We start from the raw sequence: 19,790 nt of genomic DNA on the forward strand, positions 1-19,790 counted from the left end.
TCAGCCCTCCAGGAAGGCCTTGATCGCGCCGGCCAGCAGGAACGGGTCGTCGGCGCCGCAGAGCTCGCGGGCCGAGTGCATGGACAGCGCGGCGATCCCGCAGTCCACGGTGGTGATGCCGAGCCGGGCCGCGGTGATCGGGCCGATGGTGGTGCCGCAGGGCATCGCGTTGTTGGAGACGAAGGTCTGCCACGGCACGCCGGCCCGCTCGCAGGCGGCGGCGAAGACCGCCCGGCCCACGGCGTCCGTCGCGTACCGGTTGTTGACGTTGACCTTGAGGATCGGGCCGCCGTTCGGCATCGGGTGGTGGCCCGGCTCGTGCCGCTCGCTGTAGTTGGGGTGCACGGCGTGGCCCATGTCGGAGGACAGGCAGACCGTGCCGGCCAGCGCGCGGGCGCGGTCCTCCGGGCTGCCGCCGCGCGCGTGCACGCTGCGCTCCAGAACGTTGCCGAGCAGCGGACCCTGGGCGCCGGTGTCCGACTCGCTGCCGGTCTCCTCGTGGTCGAAGGCGGCCAGCACCGGGATGTACGGCAGCTCGGCGCCCTCGGCCGCGGCCGCCGCGGTGGCGGCCAGCGCGGCGGTGGCGGCGTGCACCGAGAGCAGGTTGTCCAGCCGGGGGCCGGCCAGCAGCTCGCGGTCCCGGCCCAGGTAGGACGGCGGCTGGACGTCATGGGTCATCAGGTCCCAGCCGACGATGTCGTCCGCGGGGACGCCGGCCCGCTCGGCGACGTACTCGATCAGCGATCCCTCGTCGGTCGGGCCCAGGCCCCAGATCGGCGTCAGATGGCGCTGCTTGTCGAGCTTGAGGCCGTCGTTGACCTGCCGGTCGAGGTGGATCGCCAGCTGCGGCACCCGCAGCAGCGGCTCGTCGATCTGGACCAGCCGCACGCTGCCGTCCCGCAGAGCCAGCCGGCCGGAGAGGCCGAGGTCCCGGTCGAGCCAGGTGTTCAGCGGGACGCCGCCGTAGATCTCCACCGCCACCTGCCGCCACCCCGCCGAACCGGTGTCCGGCACCGGCTTGACCCGCAGGTTCGGCGAGTCGGTGTGGGTGCCGACCACCCGGAACGGCGTCTGCGGGCCGGCCCCCTGCGGCACGTACCAGGCGATCAGCGCACCGCCTCTGACGACGTACCGGCCGCCGGTCGTCCCGTCCCAGGCGTCGGTCTCGGAGACCTGGCGGAAGCCGACCTTCTCCAGTCGCTGCGCCGCGCTCGCCACCGCGTGGTACGGCGACGGCGAGGAGCCGAGGAAGGCGATCAGGTCATCGGTGTGCGTCCGGTCGAAGAAGGCCTGGCGGGCGGCGGTCGACATGCTGCTCCTGGGTCGAGGGAGGGCCGAAACCGGATGGGGGGTCGGCTTGGCATCATTGAGCATATGCCCGTACACGGACATGACAGCCGGAACCCGTGAACGGGTACAGAACGCGGACAGCGCCGTGAAAGTAACGGGGCGAACGCGCTCCGTCAGCTCTTTCGACGGACGTCGGCAACTGCCTTCGCGCGGGGGGCGGCTGACCGTCCGTCGGGGTTGCCGTGGACGCCCGCGCGGGCGGCCGGCCCGGCGTTTCGGGACGATTGCGGCGCCCAGGCCCGAGTCTTCGCGATTTTCCGCCGGAACTGCCTGTTCTTGCTGCAGAGTTGCCGCAAGGATCGGTACCGGGCCCGCCCCGCCGGGCAGCACCGGGGCAGCGGCGGGGCAGCGGCGGGGGCGACCGAACGCCACCGGGAGCCGGACGGCCCGGGCCGGAGCCCGGGCGCCCGTCGGTGTGCGAACCGGCCCGGCCGCCGCGACGACGTGGACTGAGGATCAGAGGTCTTGGGGGAGAGCGGATTGTTCGGGCGCGCGCAGCACAGCACCGACGGCACCGGGGGCGGACGGCCGGACCAGGGGCCCGGCGAGGCGCCCGGGGTGGCACTCGAACGGGACCTCGACCGGGACCTCGCCGGGAGCCTCGATGCGGTGGGTGGCGACCCGACAGGGGCCGACCCGGCCGGCGGCCTGTCCCGGACGGCCCGCCGCCGGCGCGTCCTGCTGGCCGTGGCCGCCGTCGCGGCGCTGGTCTCCGTCGGCGGCCTGGCGGCCTCCTCGCTGATCCAGTCCCCCGCCGAGCGGGCCGCCCGCACGGCTCCGCCGCCGAACACGACGCTGACGGCGGCCGCGACCCTGCAGGTGCTCAACCCCTCGGTGGTGCTGCGCGGCACGGTGTACCCGCCGACGCAGTACGACGTCACCCCTGCCTCGGCCTCCACCGAGATCACCCAGTTGTACGTGTCCAGGCTGGAGGTGAAGGCGGGCGACCAGGTGGTCGCCGGCCGGCTGCTGGCCGAGGTGTCGGGGCAGCCGCTGTTCGCCCTGGCCGGGGCGGTGCCCGCGTACCGCGACCTCAAGCCGGGCAGCACCGGCCCCGACGTCGCGGAGCTGCAGGACGCGCTGGCCGCGCTCGGCCTACCTGCGCACGGCGACGACCGGGGCGAGTTCGCGGCCGGCACGGCGCGGGCGGTGACCGACTTCTACACCCGGCTGGGCCACCCGGTGCCGACCACCGGCGCCGTCACCCAGCAGGCCGTGGACACGGCCCGGAAGGCGGCGGACACCGCCCAGCAGACCGTGGACGCCTTGACCGTCCGGAAGAAGGCGGCCGCCGGCGCCACCACGGACCCGTCGGCCGCGCCCGCCAGGGTGGGGGCCGACTCCGCCCCCGGGCCCGGCCTCGACCAGCAGCTCGCCACCGCGAAGAAGGAGCTGACCGCCGCCAGGGCCGCCCTGGCCAAGGCGGAGTCGCTGAACGGCCCGATGGTGCCGGCCGCCCATGTGGTCTTCCTGCCGGCCTTCCCCGCGACCGTCACCGCGGTGAACGGCTCGGTGGGCTCACCGGTATCCGGCCCGCTGCTCTCCCTCACCAGCGGCGGCCTGTCGCTGACCGGGCAGCTCACCCAGGCGCAGGCCGCCGCGGTGCGGCCCGGGATGCCGGTGGAGGTGCTCTCGGAGGCCGGCAACATCACGGTCACCGGCACGGTCGGGGCGCTGGGCGCGCCGACCACGGTGCCACCGGCGGGCAAGGTGATCCCGATCGGCGGCGCGGGCGGTGGGGCGGGCGCCGCATCCGGTGGCGGAGCGGTCGGCCAGGGCGGCGGGGGCAGCCAGGGCGGCGGGAAGGCCGGCGGGGCCGGCGGCGCGCCGTACGTTCCGCTGTCCGTCGCACCGAAGGCGCCGCTGCCGGCCGAGCTGAACGGCCAGAACGTCCGGATCACCGTTCTCAAGGGCACCTCGGACGTGCCGGTGCTGAGCGTGCCGGTGGCCGCCGTCTTCACCACCTCCGCCGGCCGGACGTCGGTGACCCGGGTCGACGCGGCGGGCCTGCGCAGCACGCTGGCCGTCACCCTGGGCGCCACCGACAGGGGCTTCGTGGCGGTGACTCCCGCCGACGGCGGCGAGCTGAACGCCGGTGACCTGGTGGTGGTCGGGCAGTGACCGCCCCCGACACCGCGCCCGCGCCCACCCCCACCCCCGACACCGCGCCCGCGCCCACCCCCGCCTCCGACACCGCGCCCGACAGCAGCCCCGACCCCCCGGTGATCAGGCTGGCCGGCGTCGGCCGGAGCTTCCCCGGCCCGCCGCCGGTGACCGCGCTGCACCCGTCCGACCTGGAGATCCGCCGGGGGGAGTACGTGGCGGTCACCGGCCCGTCCGGCTCCGGCAAGTCCACCCTGCTGCACCTGCTGGGCCTGCTCGACACCCCCAGCACCGGCGGCTACGAACTCGACGGGATCGACACCGCCCGGCTGGGCGACCGGGACCGCTCGACCCTGCGCGGGCAGCGGATCGGCTTCGTCTTCCAGTCCTTCCACCTGCTGGCCCACCGCACGGCCGAGGAGAACGTCCTGCTCGCCCAGCTCTACAACCGCACCCCGCGCGCCCGCCGCCGGGACGCCGCCCGCGAGGCCCTGGCCCGGGTCGGCCTGTCGCACCGCACCCAGGCGCTGCCCAGCACGCTCTCCGGCGGCGAGCGGCAGCGGGTGGCGATCGCCCGCGCGCTGGTGAACCGCCCGAGCCTGCTGCTGTGCGACGAGCCGACCGGCAATCTGGACTCGGCCAACGCCGACACCGTGCTGGCCCGGTTCGACGACCTGCACGCCCAGGGCTTCACCCTCGTCGTCATCACCCACGACCCGGCCGTGGCGGCCCGCGCGCAGCGCTCGGTGCGGATGAGCGACGGCCGGCTCCGCGAGCTGACCGGGCCGGCGGTGGACGGCTGATGGCCCGGAGCGTCCTGCCCGGGCCGGCCTCCCGGCTGGGCCTGCGCGACCTGTTCGCCGAGGCCCTGTCGGGCACCCTGCAGCGCCCCGGCCGTACCGCGCTGACCATGCTCGGCACGGTGCTCGGCATCGGTGCGTTCGTGGCCGTGCTGGGCCTGACGGCGACCGCCTCGGGGCAGATCGGCGAGCAGTTCAGCCTGACCAGGGCCACCACGGTGACGGCCGGCGACCACCCGTCCGGGGACGGCCTGCCGGCCGGCGTCAATCCGCCGACCAGCTTCCCGCCGGACACCGACGCCCGGCTGGCCCGGATCGACGGGGTGCGCGCGGGCGGGGTCTGGTGGCCCGTCCCCGCGGTGGCGCCGATGGCCGCCACGCCGACCGGGCCGGACGCCGGTCAGGGGCTGGCCCTGCTGGCCGCCACCCCCGGCGCGGTGGCGGCGATGGAGCCGACGATGGTCGCCGGGGTCCCCTTCGACCCGTACGTGCAGGAGTCCCGCCAGCCGGTGGCGCTGATCGGTGCGGCCGCCGCCAAGCGGCTGGGGGTGAGCCGGCTGGACGCCCAGCCGGCGATCTTCATCGCCGGGATCCCGTACACCGTGGTCGGGATCTACTCGGACGTGCGGCGGCAGTCGGGGGCACTGCTCGGGGTGATCATCCCGGCGTCCACGGCGCTGGAGCGCTTCGGCAGTCCGCCGGCCGGCGGTGACCAGGGCACCCAGGCGCTGGTCTCGACCCGGGTGGGGGCGGCCGAGGTGGTGGCGCGGCAGCTGCCGCTCGCCCTGCGCCCGGACGCGCCGGAGGCCTTCACCGTGGTGCCGCCGCCGGACCCGCACAGCCTGCAGGACAGGGTGACCTCGGACCTGACCGGCCTCTTCCTGGCCCTGGCGGCGATCTGCCTGCTGGTCGGCGCGGTCGGGATCGCCAACACCACGCTGGTGGCGGTGCTGGAGCGCACCGAGGAGATCGGGCTGCGCCGCTCGCTGGGCGCCAGGACGCGGCACATCGCGGCGCAGTTCCTGACCGAGTCGACGGCGCTGGGCACGCTCGGCGGGCTGGTCGGCACCGGGCTGGGGGTGGTGACGGTGCTGGCGGTGGCCGCGGCTCGGGACTGGACGGCGGTGCTGCAGCCGGCGGCGACCCTGCCGGCCCCGCTGGTCGGCAGCGTGGTCGGCCTGCTGGCCGGCCTGTACCCGGCGCTGCGGGCCGCGCGGACGGATCCGCTGAAGGCGCTGCGCAGCGGCTGAGCCCGGCAGCCGGGGCGCGCCGTCGGGGCCGGGCGGCCGGGCGGCCGGGCGGCGGCGGGCAGCACGAAGGGGGCCCACCGGTGCGGCGGGCCCCCTTCGTGCTGAGGGTGGATCAGGCGGTCGTTCGGGAGGTGCCGGGCGCGGTCCGCCCCCGGTCGGGGTGGTCGCGGTGACCGGCGGGCGTTCCTAGAACGCGTCCTCCGCGAGGTCCATGATCTCGTTGTCGACGCCCTCGGCGATCACCCGCTGCGGGGTGATGGTCGGCAGGATGTTGCGGGCGAAGAAGCGGGCGGCGGCGACCTTGCCCTGGTAGAAGGCGACGTCCTTCTCCGAGGCGCCGGCCTCCAGCTTGGCGAGCGCGACGGCGGCCTGGCGCAGCAGCAGCCAGCCGATGACGACGTCGCCGGAGACCATCAGCAGGCGGGTGCTGTTGAGGCCCACCTTGTACATGTTCTTGACGTCCTGCTCGACCGAGGACAGGTCGGCGAGCATCTTGCCGACGATCGCTTCCAGGTCGCCGGCGGCCTTGGCGAGCAGCTCGCGCTCGGTGGCGAGGGCGTCGCCGCCCTCGCCCGCGCCGAGGAACTTCTGGATCTGCTCGGAGACGGCGGTGAGGGCCTGGCCGCCGTCCTTGACGATCTTGCGGAAGAAGAAGTCCAGGCCCTGGATCGCGGTGGTGCCCTCGTAGAGGGTGTCGATCTTGGCGTCCCGGATGTACTGCTCGATCGGGTACTCCTGCAGGTAGCCGGAGCCGCCGAAGGTCTGCAGGGACTGGGCGAGCTGCTCGTACGACTTCTCCGAGCCGTAGCCCTTGACGATCGGCAGCAGCAGGTCGTTGAGGCGCTCGGCGGCCTCGTCGTGCTCGCCGCGCAGGCGGGCGGCGAGGACGTCGTCCTGGGTGGAGGCGGTGAGCAGGACCAGCGCGCGCATGCCCTCGGCGTAGGCCTTCTGGGTCATCAGCGAGCGGCGGACGTCCGGGTGGTTGGTGATGGTGACCCGGGGGGCGGCCTTGTCCAGGAAGTTGGAGATGTCGGCGCCCTGCACGCGCTCCTTGGCGTACTCGAGGGCGTTCAGGTAGCCGGTGGAGAGGGTGGCGATGGCCTTCGTGCCGACCATCATCCGGGCGAACTCGATGATCTTGAACATCTGGCGGATGCCGTCGACGGTCTCGCCGAGCAGCCAGCCCTTGGCCGGGTGCTTGGCGCCGAAGGTCATCTCGCAGGTGTTGGAGGCCTTGAGGCCCATCTTGTGCTCGACGTTGGTGGCGTAGGCACCGTTGCGCTCGCCGAGCTCGCCGGTCTCCCAGTCGAAGTCGTACTTGGGCACGATGTACAGGCCCAGGCCCTTGGTGCCGAGCTTGCCGCCCTCGGGGCGGGCCAGCACCAGGTGGATGATGTTCTCGGACATGTCGTGCTCGCCCGAGGTGATGAAGCGCTTCACACCCTCGATGTGCCAGGAGCCGTCCTCCTGCTTGATCGCCTTGGTGCGGCCGGCGCCGACGTCGGAGCCCGCGTCGGGCTCGGTCAGCACCATGGTGGCGCCCCACTGGCGGTCGACCATGCGCTGGGCGACCTTGGCCTGCTCCTCGGTGCCCTCCTCGTAGACGACGCCGGCGAAGGCCGGGCCGGAGGAGTACATCCAGATGGCCGGGTTCGAGCCGAGGATCTGCTCGGCGAAGGCCCAGATCAGCGAGGACGGGGTGACCTGGCCGCCGATGGCCTCCGGGATGCCCAGGCGCCACCACTCGGCGTCCATGAAGGTCTGGTAGCTCTTCTTGAACGCGGCCGGGATCGGCGCGGTGTTGGTCGCGGGGTCGAAGACCGGCGGGGTGCGATCGGTCTCGGTGAAGGACGCGGCGAGGTCGTTCTCGGCGAGGCGTGCGATCTCGCTGAGGATGTTCTTCGCGGTGTCGACGTCCATGTCGGCGAACGGACCGGTGCCGTACACCTGGTCGCGGCCGAACACCTCGAAGAGGTTGAACTCCACGTCCCGCAGGTTGGACTTGTAGTGACCCATGGCCGTTTTCTCCGGTTCGTCGCTTCCGGGGGTTCGCCGCGCCGGGCACCCCACTTACCCACCAGTAGACATCATGATGCTACCCGGCGGTAACTTGTTCAAGCCCTTCGCGGCGAATCAGTGGCGAATCAGCTATGAACGTTGTCACGTCACCAGGACGTGTACCCGTGGCAACCTTCCACAACGCCGAACGGGTAGTCCTTGTCAGGATCGACCGCCCCACAGGGGAGCGCGCTCCCGATAGCCTGTCCGTGTGTACGGCTATGACCAGACCGCATACCCGAGCGACCCCTACCAGCAGGCGGGGCCGCAGCCGGGGATGAACGGCATGCCCGGCCCCGGACCGTACGGCGAGCAGCCGCAGGCCGCGCCGCAGCAGTCCCTGTACCCGGAACCGTCCCCGCCCTCGCTGGCGGACGCGGTCCGGGCCTTCACCACCGGCTCGATGGCGGTGGAGGACTTCCAGGCCATCTTCATCACCTCCAAGGTGCACTGCCCGCGCGGCGACCGCCCCGGCTTCCTCGCCCTGCACAACACCCCCACGCCGGTGATCCCGATGTTCAGCTCGCTGAAGGAGCTGCGCCGCTACGCCGGCAAGGAGTCCAAGCACTTCAGCGTCTCCGGCGCCGAGGTGCTGGACCTGCTGCCGACGGGGTACGGCTTCGCGCTGGACATGGAGGGCGAGCACCGGATGGTGTTCGACGCCAAGGCCGTGGAGCAGATGGTGGACTTCACCATGCGGCGGATGTACGGCTGATCCGGCGGGCGGTGCCCGACGGGCATTGGTCCACCCATTTAGTTCAACCTTCAACTTGCCTGTGGTTGAGAATTGAACTAATCTGTTGGACGTAGGCCACACACCCCGAAGGAGGCCGACATGCCCGCCGTGACCGTCGACAACCCGCTGACCCTCCCGCGCGTCGCCACCCCCGACCCCGCAGCCAACACGCCGCGTCCGGTCCTGACGGTGGTCACCGCCCCCGAGGGCTTCGAGGGCGAGGGCTTCCCCGTCCGCCGCGCCTTCGCGAAGATCAACACCAAGTACCTCGACCCGTTCATCATGATGGACCAGATGGGCGAGGTGGAGTACGGCGTCGGGGAGCCCAAGGGCACCCCCTGGCACCCGCACCGCGGCTTCGAGACCGTCACCTACCTGATCGACGGCGAGTTCATCCACAAGGACTCGCACGGCGGCGGCGGCCACCTCGGCGGCGGTGACACCCAGTGGATGACGGCCGGCTCCGGCATCCTCCACATCGAGACCCCGCCGGAGTCGCTGGTCGCCACCGGCGGTCTCTTCCACGGCATCCAGCTCTGGGTCAACCTGCCGGCCTCCGACAAGATGACCGCCCCGCGCTACCAGGACATCCACGGCGGGCACGTCAAGCTGCTCTCCACCCCGGACGGCGGCGCGATCCTGCGCCTGATCGCCGGCGAGCTGGACGGCCACCAGGGCCCCGGGGCCACCCACACCCCGATCACCCTGCTGCACGCCTCGATCACCCCCGGCGCGCAGGTCACCATCCCCTGGCGGCGGGACTTCAACGCCCTGGCGTACGTCCTGAACGGCGACGGCAAGGTGGGCGCCGAGGGCCGCCCGGTACGCACCGGCCAGGCGACGGTCTTCGGGGAGGGCGACACCCTCACCATCTCCGCCGACGCCCTGCAGGACTCCCGGCACCCCAACCTGGACGTGATCATCCTGGGCGGGCAGCCGATCCGGGAGCCGGTGGCCTGGCACGGTCCGTTCGTGATGAACAGCCACCGCGAACTGGAGCAGGCCATGAAGGACTTCCAGTCGGGCTCCTTCGGCCACCCGATCGACTGACCCACCCGATCGACCGACTCACCGGGGCGCGACCGTGCGCGGGCACGGACGCGCCGCCCCGGCGCAGCACGTTCGGCGCAGCCCGCCCCGGCACACCCCGCCTCGGCCCTCGGCGCCCGGGATCCCGGCCTCCGGTCAGATCCTGGCGTAGAGGGCCGAGGCGTCGTCGTGCGCCTTGCCGCGCGGCCAGCGCTCGCACCCGGCATCGGCCCGCTCGACCGCCCTGACCTGCGCGATCAGCTCGGCCGGGCCCGACTCGGCGAGCAGTTGCAGGGCGTCCGACCAGCTGCCGAGACCGAACCGCTCGGTGAACCGGGAGGCGCCGTCCGAGACGGCGGCGAGCGCCCGCAGGTCCTCCAGCGGTACGAAGCCGGTCTCCGCGTGGCCGGCCGCCCTGGGCGAGGCCGCCGCGATCCACGGTCCGTTCCCGCTGTTGCGGGCCGCGCGGACGGCCAGCGCGTACCGCAGGTGCAGCTCCTCGCGCTCGGCCGAGCCGGGCACCGTCGTCCAGATCTGCCGGCGCAGCTCCTCCCCGTCCGGGAAGCGCTGGTTGTCGCCGATCACCCGCGGCGGGCCGTCCTTGTACTGCAGGACCAGCAGCGAGTCCCCGAGCACCAGGTACTCCAGCGAGGCGCCGTGCCGGCGGGCGGCCACCACCATCGCGGCGGGGGTGTTGTGGTGCCCCAGGTCGCAGCGCCCGCCGTGCAGCGCCGCCGTCTCCGCGATGGCGTCGGCCAGGCACTGCGCGATCGAGCGGTCGGCGCGGTCGGTCAGCCGGGCCAGCAGGTGCACCCCGAGTCTGCGCACGAACCAGGGGGTGCCGTGCCGGCACCCCGACTCCATCGCCTCCGGCGAACTCGACCCGTCGAGCAGCACCAGCGCCTCCGAGGAGGCCACTGCGAAGTCTTCGCTCTCCCGGCCCGGCTCCTGCGGTTCCCCTGCGAGCTGTACGTGCATCCCGCCAGTGTGGCCGCCGGGTGGGCGCGGTGCCCATACCCCTGCACGCGATCCCTCGCACGTGTCCGGTGGCCACCGGACGGATGCCGACATACCGTCGTATATCACCGCCGTCCACCATCGCCTTCCGGCCTTGGCCGGGTCGGCGGCCCGGCCCCGAACCCGACCGAGGAGAGCTCCGATGGTCTGGCAATTCATCGTCCTGGTGGCCGCCTCCATCGGCTTCCCCACCGCCGCGCTGCTGTTCCTGATCGGCGGGCCGCGCTTCCCCGACGAGGGCGAGCGCCCGCACTGACCCTGGCCCGCGGGCCCCGCTGCGGCACCCGGGGGCTTCCCGCGGTGGCGGCCGGTGCGCCGGACGGGCGGCAATCGGGCCGCCGCCCCCTGTCGGACGTGGCATCGTGTCCGTGAACGCATGATCCGGCGCCACCCCCGTCCAGGAGGTCCTGAATGACCAGCGACACGAGCGAAGCAGCGGAGACCGAGCAGGCCGCGACGGCGCAGACGCCCGAGACCGAGGCGCCCGCCCAGGACGACGTCAAGGCGAAGTTCCTCGCCGCGCTGGAGCGCAAGCACGGCAACCGGTCGGACGCGGCCGGCGGCGGCCCGGGCGCCGACGGGAAGATCCACGGCACCCACGGCGCGGCCGGCGGCAAGCGCAACTTCCGCCGCAAGAGCGGCGGCTGAGCCTCCCCCGGGTGGCTGACGGAGCGGGCGGTCCCCCAGGGGGCCGCCCGCTCCGTCGTGCGGCCCGACTGCCGCGGTCACCCGGGGGGCGGTCACCCGGCGGCGCCCGCAGCGGACCCGGACCCGGCGTGGGCCGCCGGACGGCCCTCGCCGCCGCCCCCGGTCCTGGCCTCGCCCAGGAAGCCGACGATGTTGTCGATCACGGCCGGGGCGGTGAGGATCCGGTTGTGGCCGAGACCCCGGGTGGTGAGCAGCTCCAGCCGGTCCCCGTACGCCGCCTTGAGCCGGTGCGCCTGGCCGATCCGGGCGACGGTGTCCCCCTCGTCGTGCACGGCGAGGATCGGCAGCGGGACGGCGGCCGGGTCGTGGGCGGCGTCGAAGTGCTCCCAGACGTCGTCCGTCCCCGCGAACAGCTCCTGCTCGATCCGGCGCCGCAGCTCCCGCTCGACCCTGGCGTGCAGGCCGAGCCCGGCGGAGAAGCGGGCCGGGAGGTAGCCGAACTCGCTGACGCCGGCCACCGCGACCAGCCGCCCGGCCCGGACGCCCTCGCGCAGCGCCAGGAAGGCGCAGGTCACCCCGAAGGAGTGCGCGACGACGGAGTCGAAGACCCCGTAGCGGTCCTGCATCCGCCGGATCGCCTCGCGGTACTCCAGGATCGTGGTCGTCCGGCCGCCGGAGTCGCCGTGGCCGGGCGCGTCGAAGGAGACCGGGGTGAGGCCGAGCGCGCGCAGCCGGGGCACCAGGGCCGCGTAGCGGGACGCCCGGGACTGCCAGCCGTGCAGCAGCAGGACGGGCCGGGCACCGTCGCCCCAGCGGTAGGCGACCACCCGGGTGCCGTGGACGGTCAGCTCCTCGGTGACCGCACGTTCGTGCACCTCGCGTTCGGCGGGGCGCACCCGGCCCCGCCGGCCGGGGCGGAGGAAGATCTCGAAGGCACCCCGGCCCGCCGCGCGGGGCGAGAGCAGCGAGGTGGCGTTGAGGGTACTGCCGATGAGTGCGACGGCCGGATCCATCTGTTCTCCCTGTCGGGGTTGGCTGAGTGGGGGCCGAACTTGCGGAGATATTAGCACGATCGTTCGTGCAGTTTTCGGGGCAGGAAAAGCCCCCTGGCAAGGGCCCGGCCCCGGTCGTTCTCAGCCGGGCAGCAGCGCCGGATCGGCCGCCTCGGCCCGCAGCAGACTGCGGACCGCCTTCTCGGCCCGGTCGTACGGCAGCGGCCCGCCGTACAGCAGCCCGTGCGAGTTGGCCGTCTCCATCACGCCGATCAGCACGAAGGCGAGCTGTTCGAGGTCCGCGTCCGGGCGCAGTTCGCCGGCCGCGCGGGCGTTCGCCAGCGCACCGAGGACGAACGCGTCCCAGTCCCGGGCCGCCTCGGCGAGCAGGTCGCGGACCGGCCCCGGCTGAGCGTCGAACTCGGCGCCCACCTCGTAGAAGAAGCACCCGCCGGGGAAGACCCTGGACCGGGAGTACGCCAGCCAGCCCGCGCACAGCGCCCACACGTGCGCCAGCCCCGGGGGAGCCGACCGGGCCGGCTCGACCACGGCGTCGAAGAAGATCCGCCGGGCCGCCCGGACGGTCGCCAGCTGCAGCTCCTCCTTGGACCCGAAGGTGGCGAACACCCCGCTCTTGCTCAGGCCCAGATCGGTGGCCAGCCGGCCGATCGACAGCGCGCCGAGGCCCTCCACCGAGGCGATCTCGACCGCGCGCCGCAGGACCGCCCGGCGGGTCTCCTCACCGCGCAGCACACGTCCGTCCGTGGAAGAGCCGGCCACTGCCCACCTCAGCTGTCGCGACGGGACGGCGCCGGCCGCCGTCCGCACCCGCGAACCGCCCGCACGCCCTGGTCCCGCCAGCGTATAGCCCGGCGCCGGAGCGGCGGCCCGTTCGGCCGGGGGCTGCCGGGGGGTCGGGTGCTGCCGGGGGGGTCGGGTGCTGCCGAGGGGGTCGGGTGCTGCCGAGGGGTCGGGTGCTGCCGGGGGGTCGGGGGCGCCGCTACCGGGTGCCGGCCGCCAGCGCCCGCTCCAGCCGGGCCGCCCCGGCCAGCAGCCGCTCGTCGGCGCCGGCCGCCCCCACGCACTGCAGCCCGAGCGGCAGCCCGTCCGCGCTCCGTCCGGCCGGCAGTGTCACCGCCGGCAGCCCGGCCCAGCTCCACGGCACCGACATCACGGCGTCGCCGGTACTCTCCAGCCCGAGCGGCGCGGGCCCGGTGGCGGCCGGCGCCAGCCAGAGGCCGACGCCCTCGCGGACGGCGATCTCGGCGACCCGCGCGGCGAAGTGGGCCCGGGCGCGCAGCGCCGCCAGGTAGTCGTCCGGGTCGATCTCCTGGCCGTGCCGGATCGCGGCCGCCGTCTCGTGCCGGTAGAGCCCGCCGAAGCGGGCGAACCAGTCGGCGTGCGCCTGCGCCGCCTCGTACCGGCAGACGGTCCGCAGGTGCCGGGCGACCTCGTCGAAGTCGGGGATCAGCTCCACCCGGCGCAGTGTCAGCCCGGCCGCCGCCAGGGTCTCCAGCTGCGCCGCGAAGGCCGCGGCCGCGGCCGGGCCCGCCTGGTCGAGGTACGGGCCGGCCGGGACGCCCAGCACGGGCGGGTCGTCGGCGTCGCCGCCGGGCCGCCAGCCGTCGCAGAGCACCGAGGCGGCGAGTGCGGCGCCCGCGACGTCGGCGGTGAAGAACCCGGCGGTGTCCAGGCTCGGCGCGTTCGGGATCACGCCGTCGAACGGGATCCGCCCGTACGTGGGCCGGAACCCCACCACCCCGCAGTAGGCCGCCGGGCGGATCACCGAGCCGACGGTCTGGGTGCCGACCGCCAGCGGCACCAGCCCGGCCGCGACGGCGGCGGCCGATCCGCTGCTGGAACCGCCCGGGGTGTGCGCGGGGCCGTGCGGGTTACGGGTCGGGCCCGGCGCGTTCATCGCGAACTCGGCGGTCACCGTCTTGCCCGCGACCAGCGCGCCGGCCGCCCGCAGCCGGCCCACCAGCTCCGCCTGCCGCCCGCCCAGCACCCCGGGCGGCAGCGCCGAGCCGGCGTGGGTGGCCAGGCCGTCGACCCGCACGATGTCCTTGACGCCGACCGCCACGCCGTAGAGCGGGGGCCGGTCCGCCGGCCGCTGGTACCGGGCGGCCAGCGCGCGGGCCTCGCCGGCCAGCCGGTGGTGCCGGCCGGGCTCGGGGACGAAGGCGTGCAGCAGCGGGTCGACCTGCTCGATCCGGGCGCAGAGCCGGTCGGTGTGTTCGGGGAGCGGCGGCCGGCCGGCCCGCAGGGCGGCGGCCTCGCGGGTCAGCGAAAGCGGGGCGGTCGGCGGCTGCACGTCGGCGCCGTCCCTCTGCGCCCGCCGGCTACTGGTGCTCGGCGGGCAGGTAGGGCGCCTCACGCAGGAAGACCGCCCCGCAGGTGTGGCAGCACAGCTCGGCCGTGCTGCCCCAGTCGGTCGGCTCCTTGGTGGCGGCCCCGGGGGCGATCTCGCGGCCGCACATCGCTGCCGCCTCGCCCTCCCGGACCATGTGCCAGATCTTCACCCCGGCGGAGGGGCCGCCGGACCCGTACTCGGCACGCATCTGATGCAACATGTCCCCATCGTCCGGCGGCCGTTCGGGCCCGGCAACCCGGGCCCCGATCACCCTCGCCGGCGGGCCGGCCCGGCTCCGGGGCGGGGGCGGGGGCGGCGGGCCGCCTTGGGGCGCCGTCCGACCCGCTCAGCCGTCCAGCAGGCTGCCGTGCAGGCGCAGCCGGGCGATCCCGCCGTCCGGGAAGACGTCGAGCCGGACCTGGGTGACCGGCCGGGCGCCGGGGAGCAGCAGGCGGTGGACGGCGTCCGGCTGGAGCCGGGTGCGCGGCACCAGCTCGAACCAGTCGTCCGGGCCGCCGTGCTCGTCGCGGCCGTGCAGGGCGGCCCAGCCGGCCGCGTTGCCGACGTAGTAGCCGGTGTCGATCTCGACGGCCCGGATCACCCCGCGGCCGGCCAGCCGCAGCCGGACCCAGTCGTGGCCCTCGTCGCGGCGGCGGCGGTTCTCCCAGCCGTCGCCCATCGCCCGCGGCCGGCCGGGCATGATCATGTTGGCGGGCGGCGAGAAGAACCGGTCGGAGGCGTCCTCGACGGCGCCGCCGTACTCCAGGGCCGCCAGGTCGAAGGTGCCCAGCGCGGCCAGCCAGGCCGGGTCGGGCCGGGCCTCGCCGTGCACCCGCAGCCGGGCGATGCCTCCGTCGGGGTACTGGCTGAGACGCAGGTGGGTGACGCGGCGCCGGCTCGCCACGGCGAAGCCGTTGGCGGCGTGGCCGCGTACCGGCGAGCGGGGCACCAGCGGCTCCCAGTCGGCGGCCAGCAGCTCCTCGGGGCCGGGGGTGCCGGGCAGTTCGGTGGCCTCGACGGCGATCTGCCGCGGGTGGTTGCCGCGGAAGTGCGCGGTGTCGACGACCACGCCGTGCACGATCCCGGGCACGCCCAGCCTGATCAGCGCCCAGTCGTGGTCCTCGGCGGCGGGGTGCGGGCGGGCGGTGGCGGCGCCGCGCCGGCGGCGGGTCTCCCAGCCGTCCATGATCTGGCCCTTGTTTCCGAAGGTGTGCGGGCGGAACTCGGCCGGCTCCGGCAGCAGGAGGTTCTCCCGCTCGGCGAAGAGTTCGTCGTTGGCGGCCAGGACGGCGCCGCCGAGCCGGCGGTCGGCCAGGTCGGTCAGCGCGGCGAAGGCGAACGCGCCGTGCCGGTAGTCGGCGTACGGGTTGCCCCCGGCGTAGGGGCGGGCGTCGGCGCTGTCGGTGCCGGGGGTGCCGGGGGCGCCGGGGGTGCTCTCGGGGTCGGTGGGGCTGGCGGGCATGCGGGTCACCTCTCGGACGGAGCGGACGGTGCGGTCGGCCGGTCGCTCCACTGTGGCGCCGGACGAACCATCAGGTCCATCGCAAAGATCTGCCCGAAACGTTCAGCCGGTCTTCACGATCCCGCCCGCCGCGGCCTCCAGCGCCGCCAGCACCCGCCGCAGCGGCGGGGCCTGCTCGGTGCCGATCCGGACGGCGGCGATCACCCGGCGGGCCGGCAGATCGGCGGGCAGCGGGCGGACCACCGCCGCCCCGCCGCGCCCCGCCGAAGCCAGCCGGGGGACCAGCGCCACCCCGATCCCGGCCGCCACCATCGCCAGGATCGCCGACCAGTCCGACGCGGTGTGCGCCCGCTCCGGCACGAAGCCGGCGTCGGCGCAGGCCCCGAGGGTGATGTCCCGCCAGGGCCCGGCCGCCCCGTAGATCCACGGTTCGGCCGCGAGGTCGGCCAGCCGGAGCCCGGGGGCCGCGGCGAGCGGGTGGCCCGGCGGCAGCGCCACGTCCATCGGGTCGCTGAGCAGCGGGTACCGCACGAAGCGCGGGTCGCCGGCCGAGGGCGGCCGGACGGACAGCGAGAGCGCCAGGTCGACCTCCCCCGCCGCGAGCAGCCCGTACGCCTCGGCGGCCTCGGCCTCGACCACCCGCACGGTCAGGCCCGGGGCCTGCACCCGCAGCCGGGTGACGGCCGGCACCAGCAGGCCGCCGATCGCGGTGGCGAAGGCACCCACCCGCACCTCGCCCGCCTCACCGTGCAGGTACCCGGCGAGCTCCGCCTCGGCCCGCTCCAGCTGCCCGAACACCCGCTCGGCGTGGCCCAGCACCAGCCGGGCCGCGCTGGTCAGCCGTACCCGCCGGCCGTACGGCTCCAGCATCGGCGCGCCCAGCTGCTTCGCCAGCGCGGACAGCTGCTGCGAGACGGCCGAGGGCGACATCCGCAGCCGCTCGGCGGCGGCGGTGACCGTCCCGCACTCGTCCAGCGCCTGCAGCACGCGCAGTTTCCTGAGGTCCCAGTCGGTCATCGGGCCAGGGTAGGCGGCGCACGGCGGGCGGCCGGGCGGGGCCGGGGCGCCCGGGGCCCGGACGGCAGGGCTGGGGGGCTCGGGGCTCGGGGCTCGGGGCTCGGGGCCCAGGGCTCGGGGCTCGGGGCTCGGGGCTCGGGGCTCGGGGCTCGGGGCTCGGGGCTCGGGGCTCGGGGCTCGGGGCCCAGGGCCCAGGGCTTCAGGAGGCCACCCGCAGCCGGGCGCCGTCCCGCCAGGTGAGGATCTTGTCGAAGCTGACGATGGCACCGCGCAGCGGGTGGTTGCGCAGCTGGACGTGGTCGGTGAGGGCGTGGATGAGGAAGAGCCCGCGCCCGCTCTCCGCGCCGAGGTCGGGGAGGGTGTCCGGGTCGACCGTCCGCGGCGCCGGGGAGGGGCGGCCGGCCGGGAAGGCCCCGGATGGGAGGACATGCGTGTCGTACGGGGCCGGGGCACCGACCGGCCGGGTGCGGTGGGCGGTCAGCGCCGCGGCGGGCAGCGAGGCGCGGCCCCGGCGGGTACGGCAGCGGACCGCCGGGCGGGTGGCCGCCCCGGCCGGACGGCTCGGCGGCCGGGGCAGGGCCGCCGGCAGGGCGGCGGGCAGCCCGGGGCCCGAGTCGGTGACCTCGATCCGCAGCCGGTCACCGCTGATCGAGGCGGTGACCTGGAACTTCTCGTCGGGGCAGCCGGCCGCCGCATGCTCGACGGCGTTGGCGCAGGCCTCGGTGAGGGCGACGCCGAGGTCGTAGGAGACCTGGGGGTCCACCCCGGCGCTGTCCATCGCGCCGAGCAGGAGCCGCCGGGCCAGCGGCACGCTGGCGGGGTCGCGCTTGAGGTGCAGAGTCCACCAGATGTCCACGGGAGGTCCCTCCTGGCTGCGGCTCCACATGTCTCCAGTTATCTCCGGGCGATCCGGCGGCGAACCGTCCGGACGGCAAGCCATCACTCGTACGGCGGATGGACGGGGGCCCGGGTGTATGCCGAGCGGCGCACGGCAGCGCCCGCGCGCCGGGGCCGAACGGGCTATTCGGCAGCCAATCCCTCCGCTCCGACCGCATCCCCGAGCAGCGGGATCCGGCCGTGCCATCGGGGTTTTCCGGCCGCCGGAAGGACTAACTCCCACCCTCCCCCTTGGCGCCGGAGGCTCGGTGAGATGATGTCCCGGCCATGACTGACCACCCCGCCACCGCGCGTCCGGGTGCCGCCGTACCGGATGCCCCGGTCCGGGCGGCCGCCTGGGATCTGCGGTTGGCGCGGGCACTCCCGTTCGCGCTGGTCTGCACCCTGGCGGCGGCCGTCGGCCACGCCGCGTCCGGCGGCGGGAACGTCGCCCTGCCCGCCCTGGCGGCGGGCTTCACGGCGGTGCTCGCGTTCGCGGCCCTGCTCGGCGGGCGGGAGCGCTCGCTGGCCGGCATCGCGGGCGCCCTCGCGGCGGGTCAGCTCGGCCTGCACGGCCTCTTCCACAGCACCGCCGCCCACGCCACCGCGATGACCGGGATGACGCACGGCGGGACCGGCCCGATGACGGCGCCGCAGCTCGCCGTCCGGCTGCTCTGCAACGAGACCCACCCCGGCACCCTCGCCGGCCTGCCCGCCGGCACCACCGCCGAGCAGCTGATCAGCGACGCCGGTCTCGACCCGACGGCGTACGCGGCCGCGCCCTGGTGGCAGGACGGCCTGTTCGGCCTGACCCCGGGGATGTTCGCGGGCCACCTCGCCGCCGCGCTGGTGGCCGGCTGGTGGCTGCGGCGCGGCGAGGCGGCGCTCTGGCGGCTGCTGCGGATCACCGCCGCCGCCGCGAAGCAACTGGCGACCCCGCTGCGCACGGTGCTCGCCCTGGTCGCGGTACTGCTGCGCGGGCTGCTCGGCACGCCCGGCGGCTCGGTGCGCCGGACCGGCGCCGGTACGGGGAACCTGCGGCTGCCGGTGGCGGCCGCCCTGCGGCACAGCGTGGTGCGGCGCGGTCCGCCGAAGGTGGCCTTCGCGCACTGACGGGAGCGCCGCCACAGCGGCCGCCCGGGTGCGCACACGGAGCCGTACCCGTCGAGCGGTACGGCTGTCCGGCCACCCCACGGCGCGGTCCGCCCGTGGTGCGGGAACCCCCGTACCCGGTCGCGGCCCGCCCTCCTCCGATCGGAGACCCACAGCCATGCGTTCCACTCCTGCCCGCCGCATCGCCGCCCTCGCCCTCGCCACCACCGCGGGCGTCGTGGCCCTGGCCGGCCCGGCCTTCGCCCACGTCACCGTGCAGCCGGGCAACGCCCAGCAGGGTGCGTACACCGCCGTCGACTTCCGGGTGCCCAACGAGAGCGACACCGCGAGCACCGTCAAGCTGGAGGTCAACCTCCCGATGGACCACCCGCTGGCCTCGGTCCGCACGCTGCCGCTGCCCGGCTGGACCGCCACGCTGGAGAAGTCCAAGCTCGACAAGCCGATCAAGGTGCACGGCAGCGACGTCAACGAGGCCGTCTCGAAGATCACCTGGACCGCCGACCCCGGCACCAAGATCGCCGCCGGGCAGTTCCAGGAGTTCCGGGTCTCGCTCGGCCCGCTGCCCACCGACACCGGGAGCCTGACCTTCAAGGCGCTGCAGAGCTACGACAACGGCGAGGTCGTCCGCTGGATCGACGAGGCCAAGGAGGGTCAGCCCGAGCCCGCCAAGCCGGCGCCCGTGCTGACCCTCACCAAGGCCGCCGCGGCCGCCGGCGCCTCCCCGGCCGCCGACGGGCACCACGCCGAGGCCACCGCCTCGCAGGACTCCGCCGGCACGTCGAGCAGCTCCAGCAGCGACTCCACCGCCCGGGTGCTCGGCGTGGTCGGCATCGTCGTCGGCGTGATCGGCGCCGGCGTCGGCTTCCTCGGCCTGCGCCGCAAGGGCGACAGCGCCGCCTCCTGACCCTCCCCCCCCGGCCCCGGCCGGGAGGTCCCCGCGCCGGCCGGGCCGTACCCACCTGGTACGGCCCGGCCGGTGAGACCAG

The 19,790-nt window shown here is 75.2% G+C and carries 18 protein-coding genes; 8 read left to right on the top strand and 10 right to left on the bottom strand.

The features are described from left to right. Positions 1 to 1,311, bottom strand: a complete 1,311-nt coding sequence (locus tag OG689_RS20065) for a M18 family aminopeptidase (protein ID WP_073925032.1) — start codon at positions 1,309 to 1,311, stop codon at positions 1 to 3. Between the two features lie 504 nt (positions 1,312 to 1,815). Between OG689_RS20065 and OG689_RS20070 the strand changes: the two genes are divergently transcribed. The 3 genes from OG689_RS20070 (at position 1,816) to OG689_RS20080 (ending at position 5,503) form a co-directional block, all read left to right on the top strand. Further along, on the top strand, positions 1,816 to 3,471 hold the full coding sequence (locus OG689_RS20070; RefSeq protein WP_266322197.1) for a hypothetical protein: 1,656 nt from the start codon (positions 1,816 to 1,818) through the stop codon (positions 3,469 to 3,471). A 101-nt stretch (positions 3,472 to 3,572) separates the two neighbouring features. Continuing rightward, positions 3,573 to 4,256 carry an ABC transporter ATP-binding protein gene (locus tag OG689_RS20075; RefSeq protein ID WP_266327291.1) on the top strand — a complete coding sequence of 228 codons (684 nt, stop codon included), beginning with the start codon at positions 3,573 to 3,575 and terminating at the stop codon, positions 4,254 to 4,256. After that, positions 4,256 to 5,503, top strand: a complete 1,248-nt coding sequence (locus OG689_RS20080; protein WP_266322199.1) for an ABC transporter permease — start codon at positions 4,256 to 4,258, stop codon at positions 5,501 to 5,503. The genes OG689_RS20075 and OG689_RS20080 overlap by 1 nt, the downstream gene beginning before the upstream one ends. A gap of 186 nt (positions 5,504 to 5,689) precedes the next feature. Here the strand turns inward: OG689_RS20080 and OG689_RS20085 are convergent, their stop codons facing one another. Continuing rightward, positions 5,690 to 7,519 (bottom strand): acyl-CoA dehydrogenase, encoded by a 1,830-nt coding sequence (locus OG689_RS20085; RefSeq protein WP_266322200.1) that lies wholly within the window; start codon positions 7,517 to 7,519, stop codon positions 5,690 to 5,692. Positions 7,520 to 7,847: 328 nt separating this feature from the next. Here OG689_RS20085 and OG689_RS20090 point away from each other — a divergent pair, with 328 nt between their 5' ends. Next, complete coding sequence (locus tag OG689_RS20090; protein WP_229927140.1) at positions 7,848 to 8,276, top strand: SseB family protein; 429 nt, start codon at positions 7,848 to 7,850, stop codon at positions 8,274 to 8,276. Between the two features lie 120 nt (positions 8,277 to 8,396). Further along, a complete protein-coding gene (locus OG689_RS20095) occupies positions 8,397 to 9,347 on the top strand; it encodes a pirin family protein (protein WP_266322202.1) in 951 nt (316 codons plus the stop codon). A 135-nt stretch (positions 9,348 to 9,482) separates the two neighbouring features. Here the strand turns inward: OG689_RS20095 and OG689_RS20100 are convergent, their stop codons facing one another. Beyond that, entirely contained in the window at positions 9,483 to 10,304 is an 822-nt protein-coding gene (locus OG689_RS20100) for a protein phosphatase 2C domain-containing protein (protein ID WP_266322204.1), read from the bottom strand. Positions 10,305 to 10,754: 450 nt separating this feature from the next. On the opposite strand from OG689_RS20100, the gene OG689_RS20105 reads away from it, so the two are divergent. After that, entirely contained in the window at positions 10,755 to 10,991 is a 237-nt protein-coding gene (locus OG689_RS20105; protein ID WP_073925038.1) for a DUF5302 domain-containing protein, read from the top strand. A 92-nt stretch (positions 10,992 to 11,083) separates the two neighbouring features. Here OG689_RS20105 and OG689_RS20110 read toward each other — a convergent pair whose 3' ends face one another. The 7 genes from OG689_RS20110 to OG689_RS20140 all read right to left on the bottom strand — a co-directional run bounded on the left by OG689_RS20110 (position 11,084) and on the right by OG689_RS20140 (position 17,671). Continuing rightward, positions 11,084 to 12,004: an alpha/beta fold hydrolase gene (locus OG689_RS20110; protein ID WP_266322205.1), complete on the bottom strand. Its 921-nt coding sequence runs from the start codon at positions 12,002 to 12,004 to the stop codon at positions 11,084 to 11,086. A 120-nt stretch (positions 12,005 to 12,124) separates the two neighbouring features. Then, positions 12,125 to 12,763: a TetR/AcrR family transcriptional regulator gene (locus OG689_RS20115; protein WP_266322206.1), complete on the bottom strand. Its 639-nt coding sequence runs from the start codon at positions 12,761 to 12,763 to the stop codon at positions 12,125 to 12,127. 220 nt (positions 12,764 to 12,983) lie between these two features. Further along, a complete protein-coding gene (locus OG689_RS20120; protein ID WP_266322208.1) occupies positions 12,984 to 14,297 on the bottom strand; it encodes an amidase in 1,314 nt (437 codons plus the stop codon). Positions 14,298 to 14,325: 28 nt separating this feature from the next. Then, positions 14,326 to 14,556 carry a hypothetical protein gene (locus OG689_RS20125; RefSeq protein WP_266322210.1) on the bottom strand — a complete coding sequence of 77 codons (231 nt, stop codon included), beginning with the start codon at positions 14,554 to 14,556 and terminating at the stop codon, positions 14,326 to 14,328. 126 nt (positions 14,557 to 14,682) lie between these two features. After that, the gene (gene alc / locus OG689_RS20130; RefSeq protein WP_266322211.1) at positions 14,683 to 15,798 is read right to left on the bottom strand and encodes an allantoicase; all 1,116 of its coding nucleotides are present in this window, start codon (positions 15,796 to 15,798) and stop codon (positions 14,683 to 14,685) included. A 102-nt stretch (positions 15,799 to 15,900) separates the two neighbouring features. After that, positions 15,901 to 16,815: a LysR family transcriptional regulator gene (locus tag OG689_RS20135; protein WP_266322213.1), complete on the bottom strand. Its 915-nt coding sequence runs from the start codon at positions 16,813 to 16,815 to the stop codon at positions 15,901 to 15,903. Positions 16,816 to 17,014: 199 nt separating this feature from the next. After that, positions 17,015 to 17,671 (bottom strand): ATP-binding protein, encoded by a 657-nt coding sequence (locus OG689_RS20140; RefSeq protein ID WP_266322214.1) that lies wholly within the window; start codon positions 17,669 to 17,671, stop codon positions 17,015 to 17,017. A 308-nt stretch (positions 17,672 to 17,979) separates the two neighbouring features. Between OG689_RS20140 and OG689_RS20145 the strand changes: the two genes are divergently transcribed. Together OG689_RS20145 and OG689_RS20150 are read left to right on the top strand one after the other, a co-directional pair. Next, complete coding sequence (locus tag OG689_RS20145; RefSeq protein ID WP_266322216.1) at positions 17,980 to 18,804, top strand: hypothetical protein; 825 nt, start codon at positions 17,980 to 17,982, stop codon at positions 18,802 to 18,804. 157 nt (positions 18,805 to 18,961) lie between these two features. Beyond that, on the top strand, positions 18,962 to 19,708 hold the full coding sequence (locus tag OG689_RS20150; protein ID WP_266322217.1) for a YcnI family protein: 747 nt from the start codon (positions 18,962 to 18,964) through the stop codon (positions 19,706 to 19,708). Positions 19,709 to 19,790: the final 82 nt, after the last annotated feature.

Origin of the sequence: Kitasatospora sp. NBC_00240, from assembly GCF_026342405.1 — a bacterium.
Lineage (GTDB): Bacteria > Actinomycetota > Actinomycetes > Streptomycetales > Streptomycetaceae > Kitasatospora.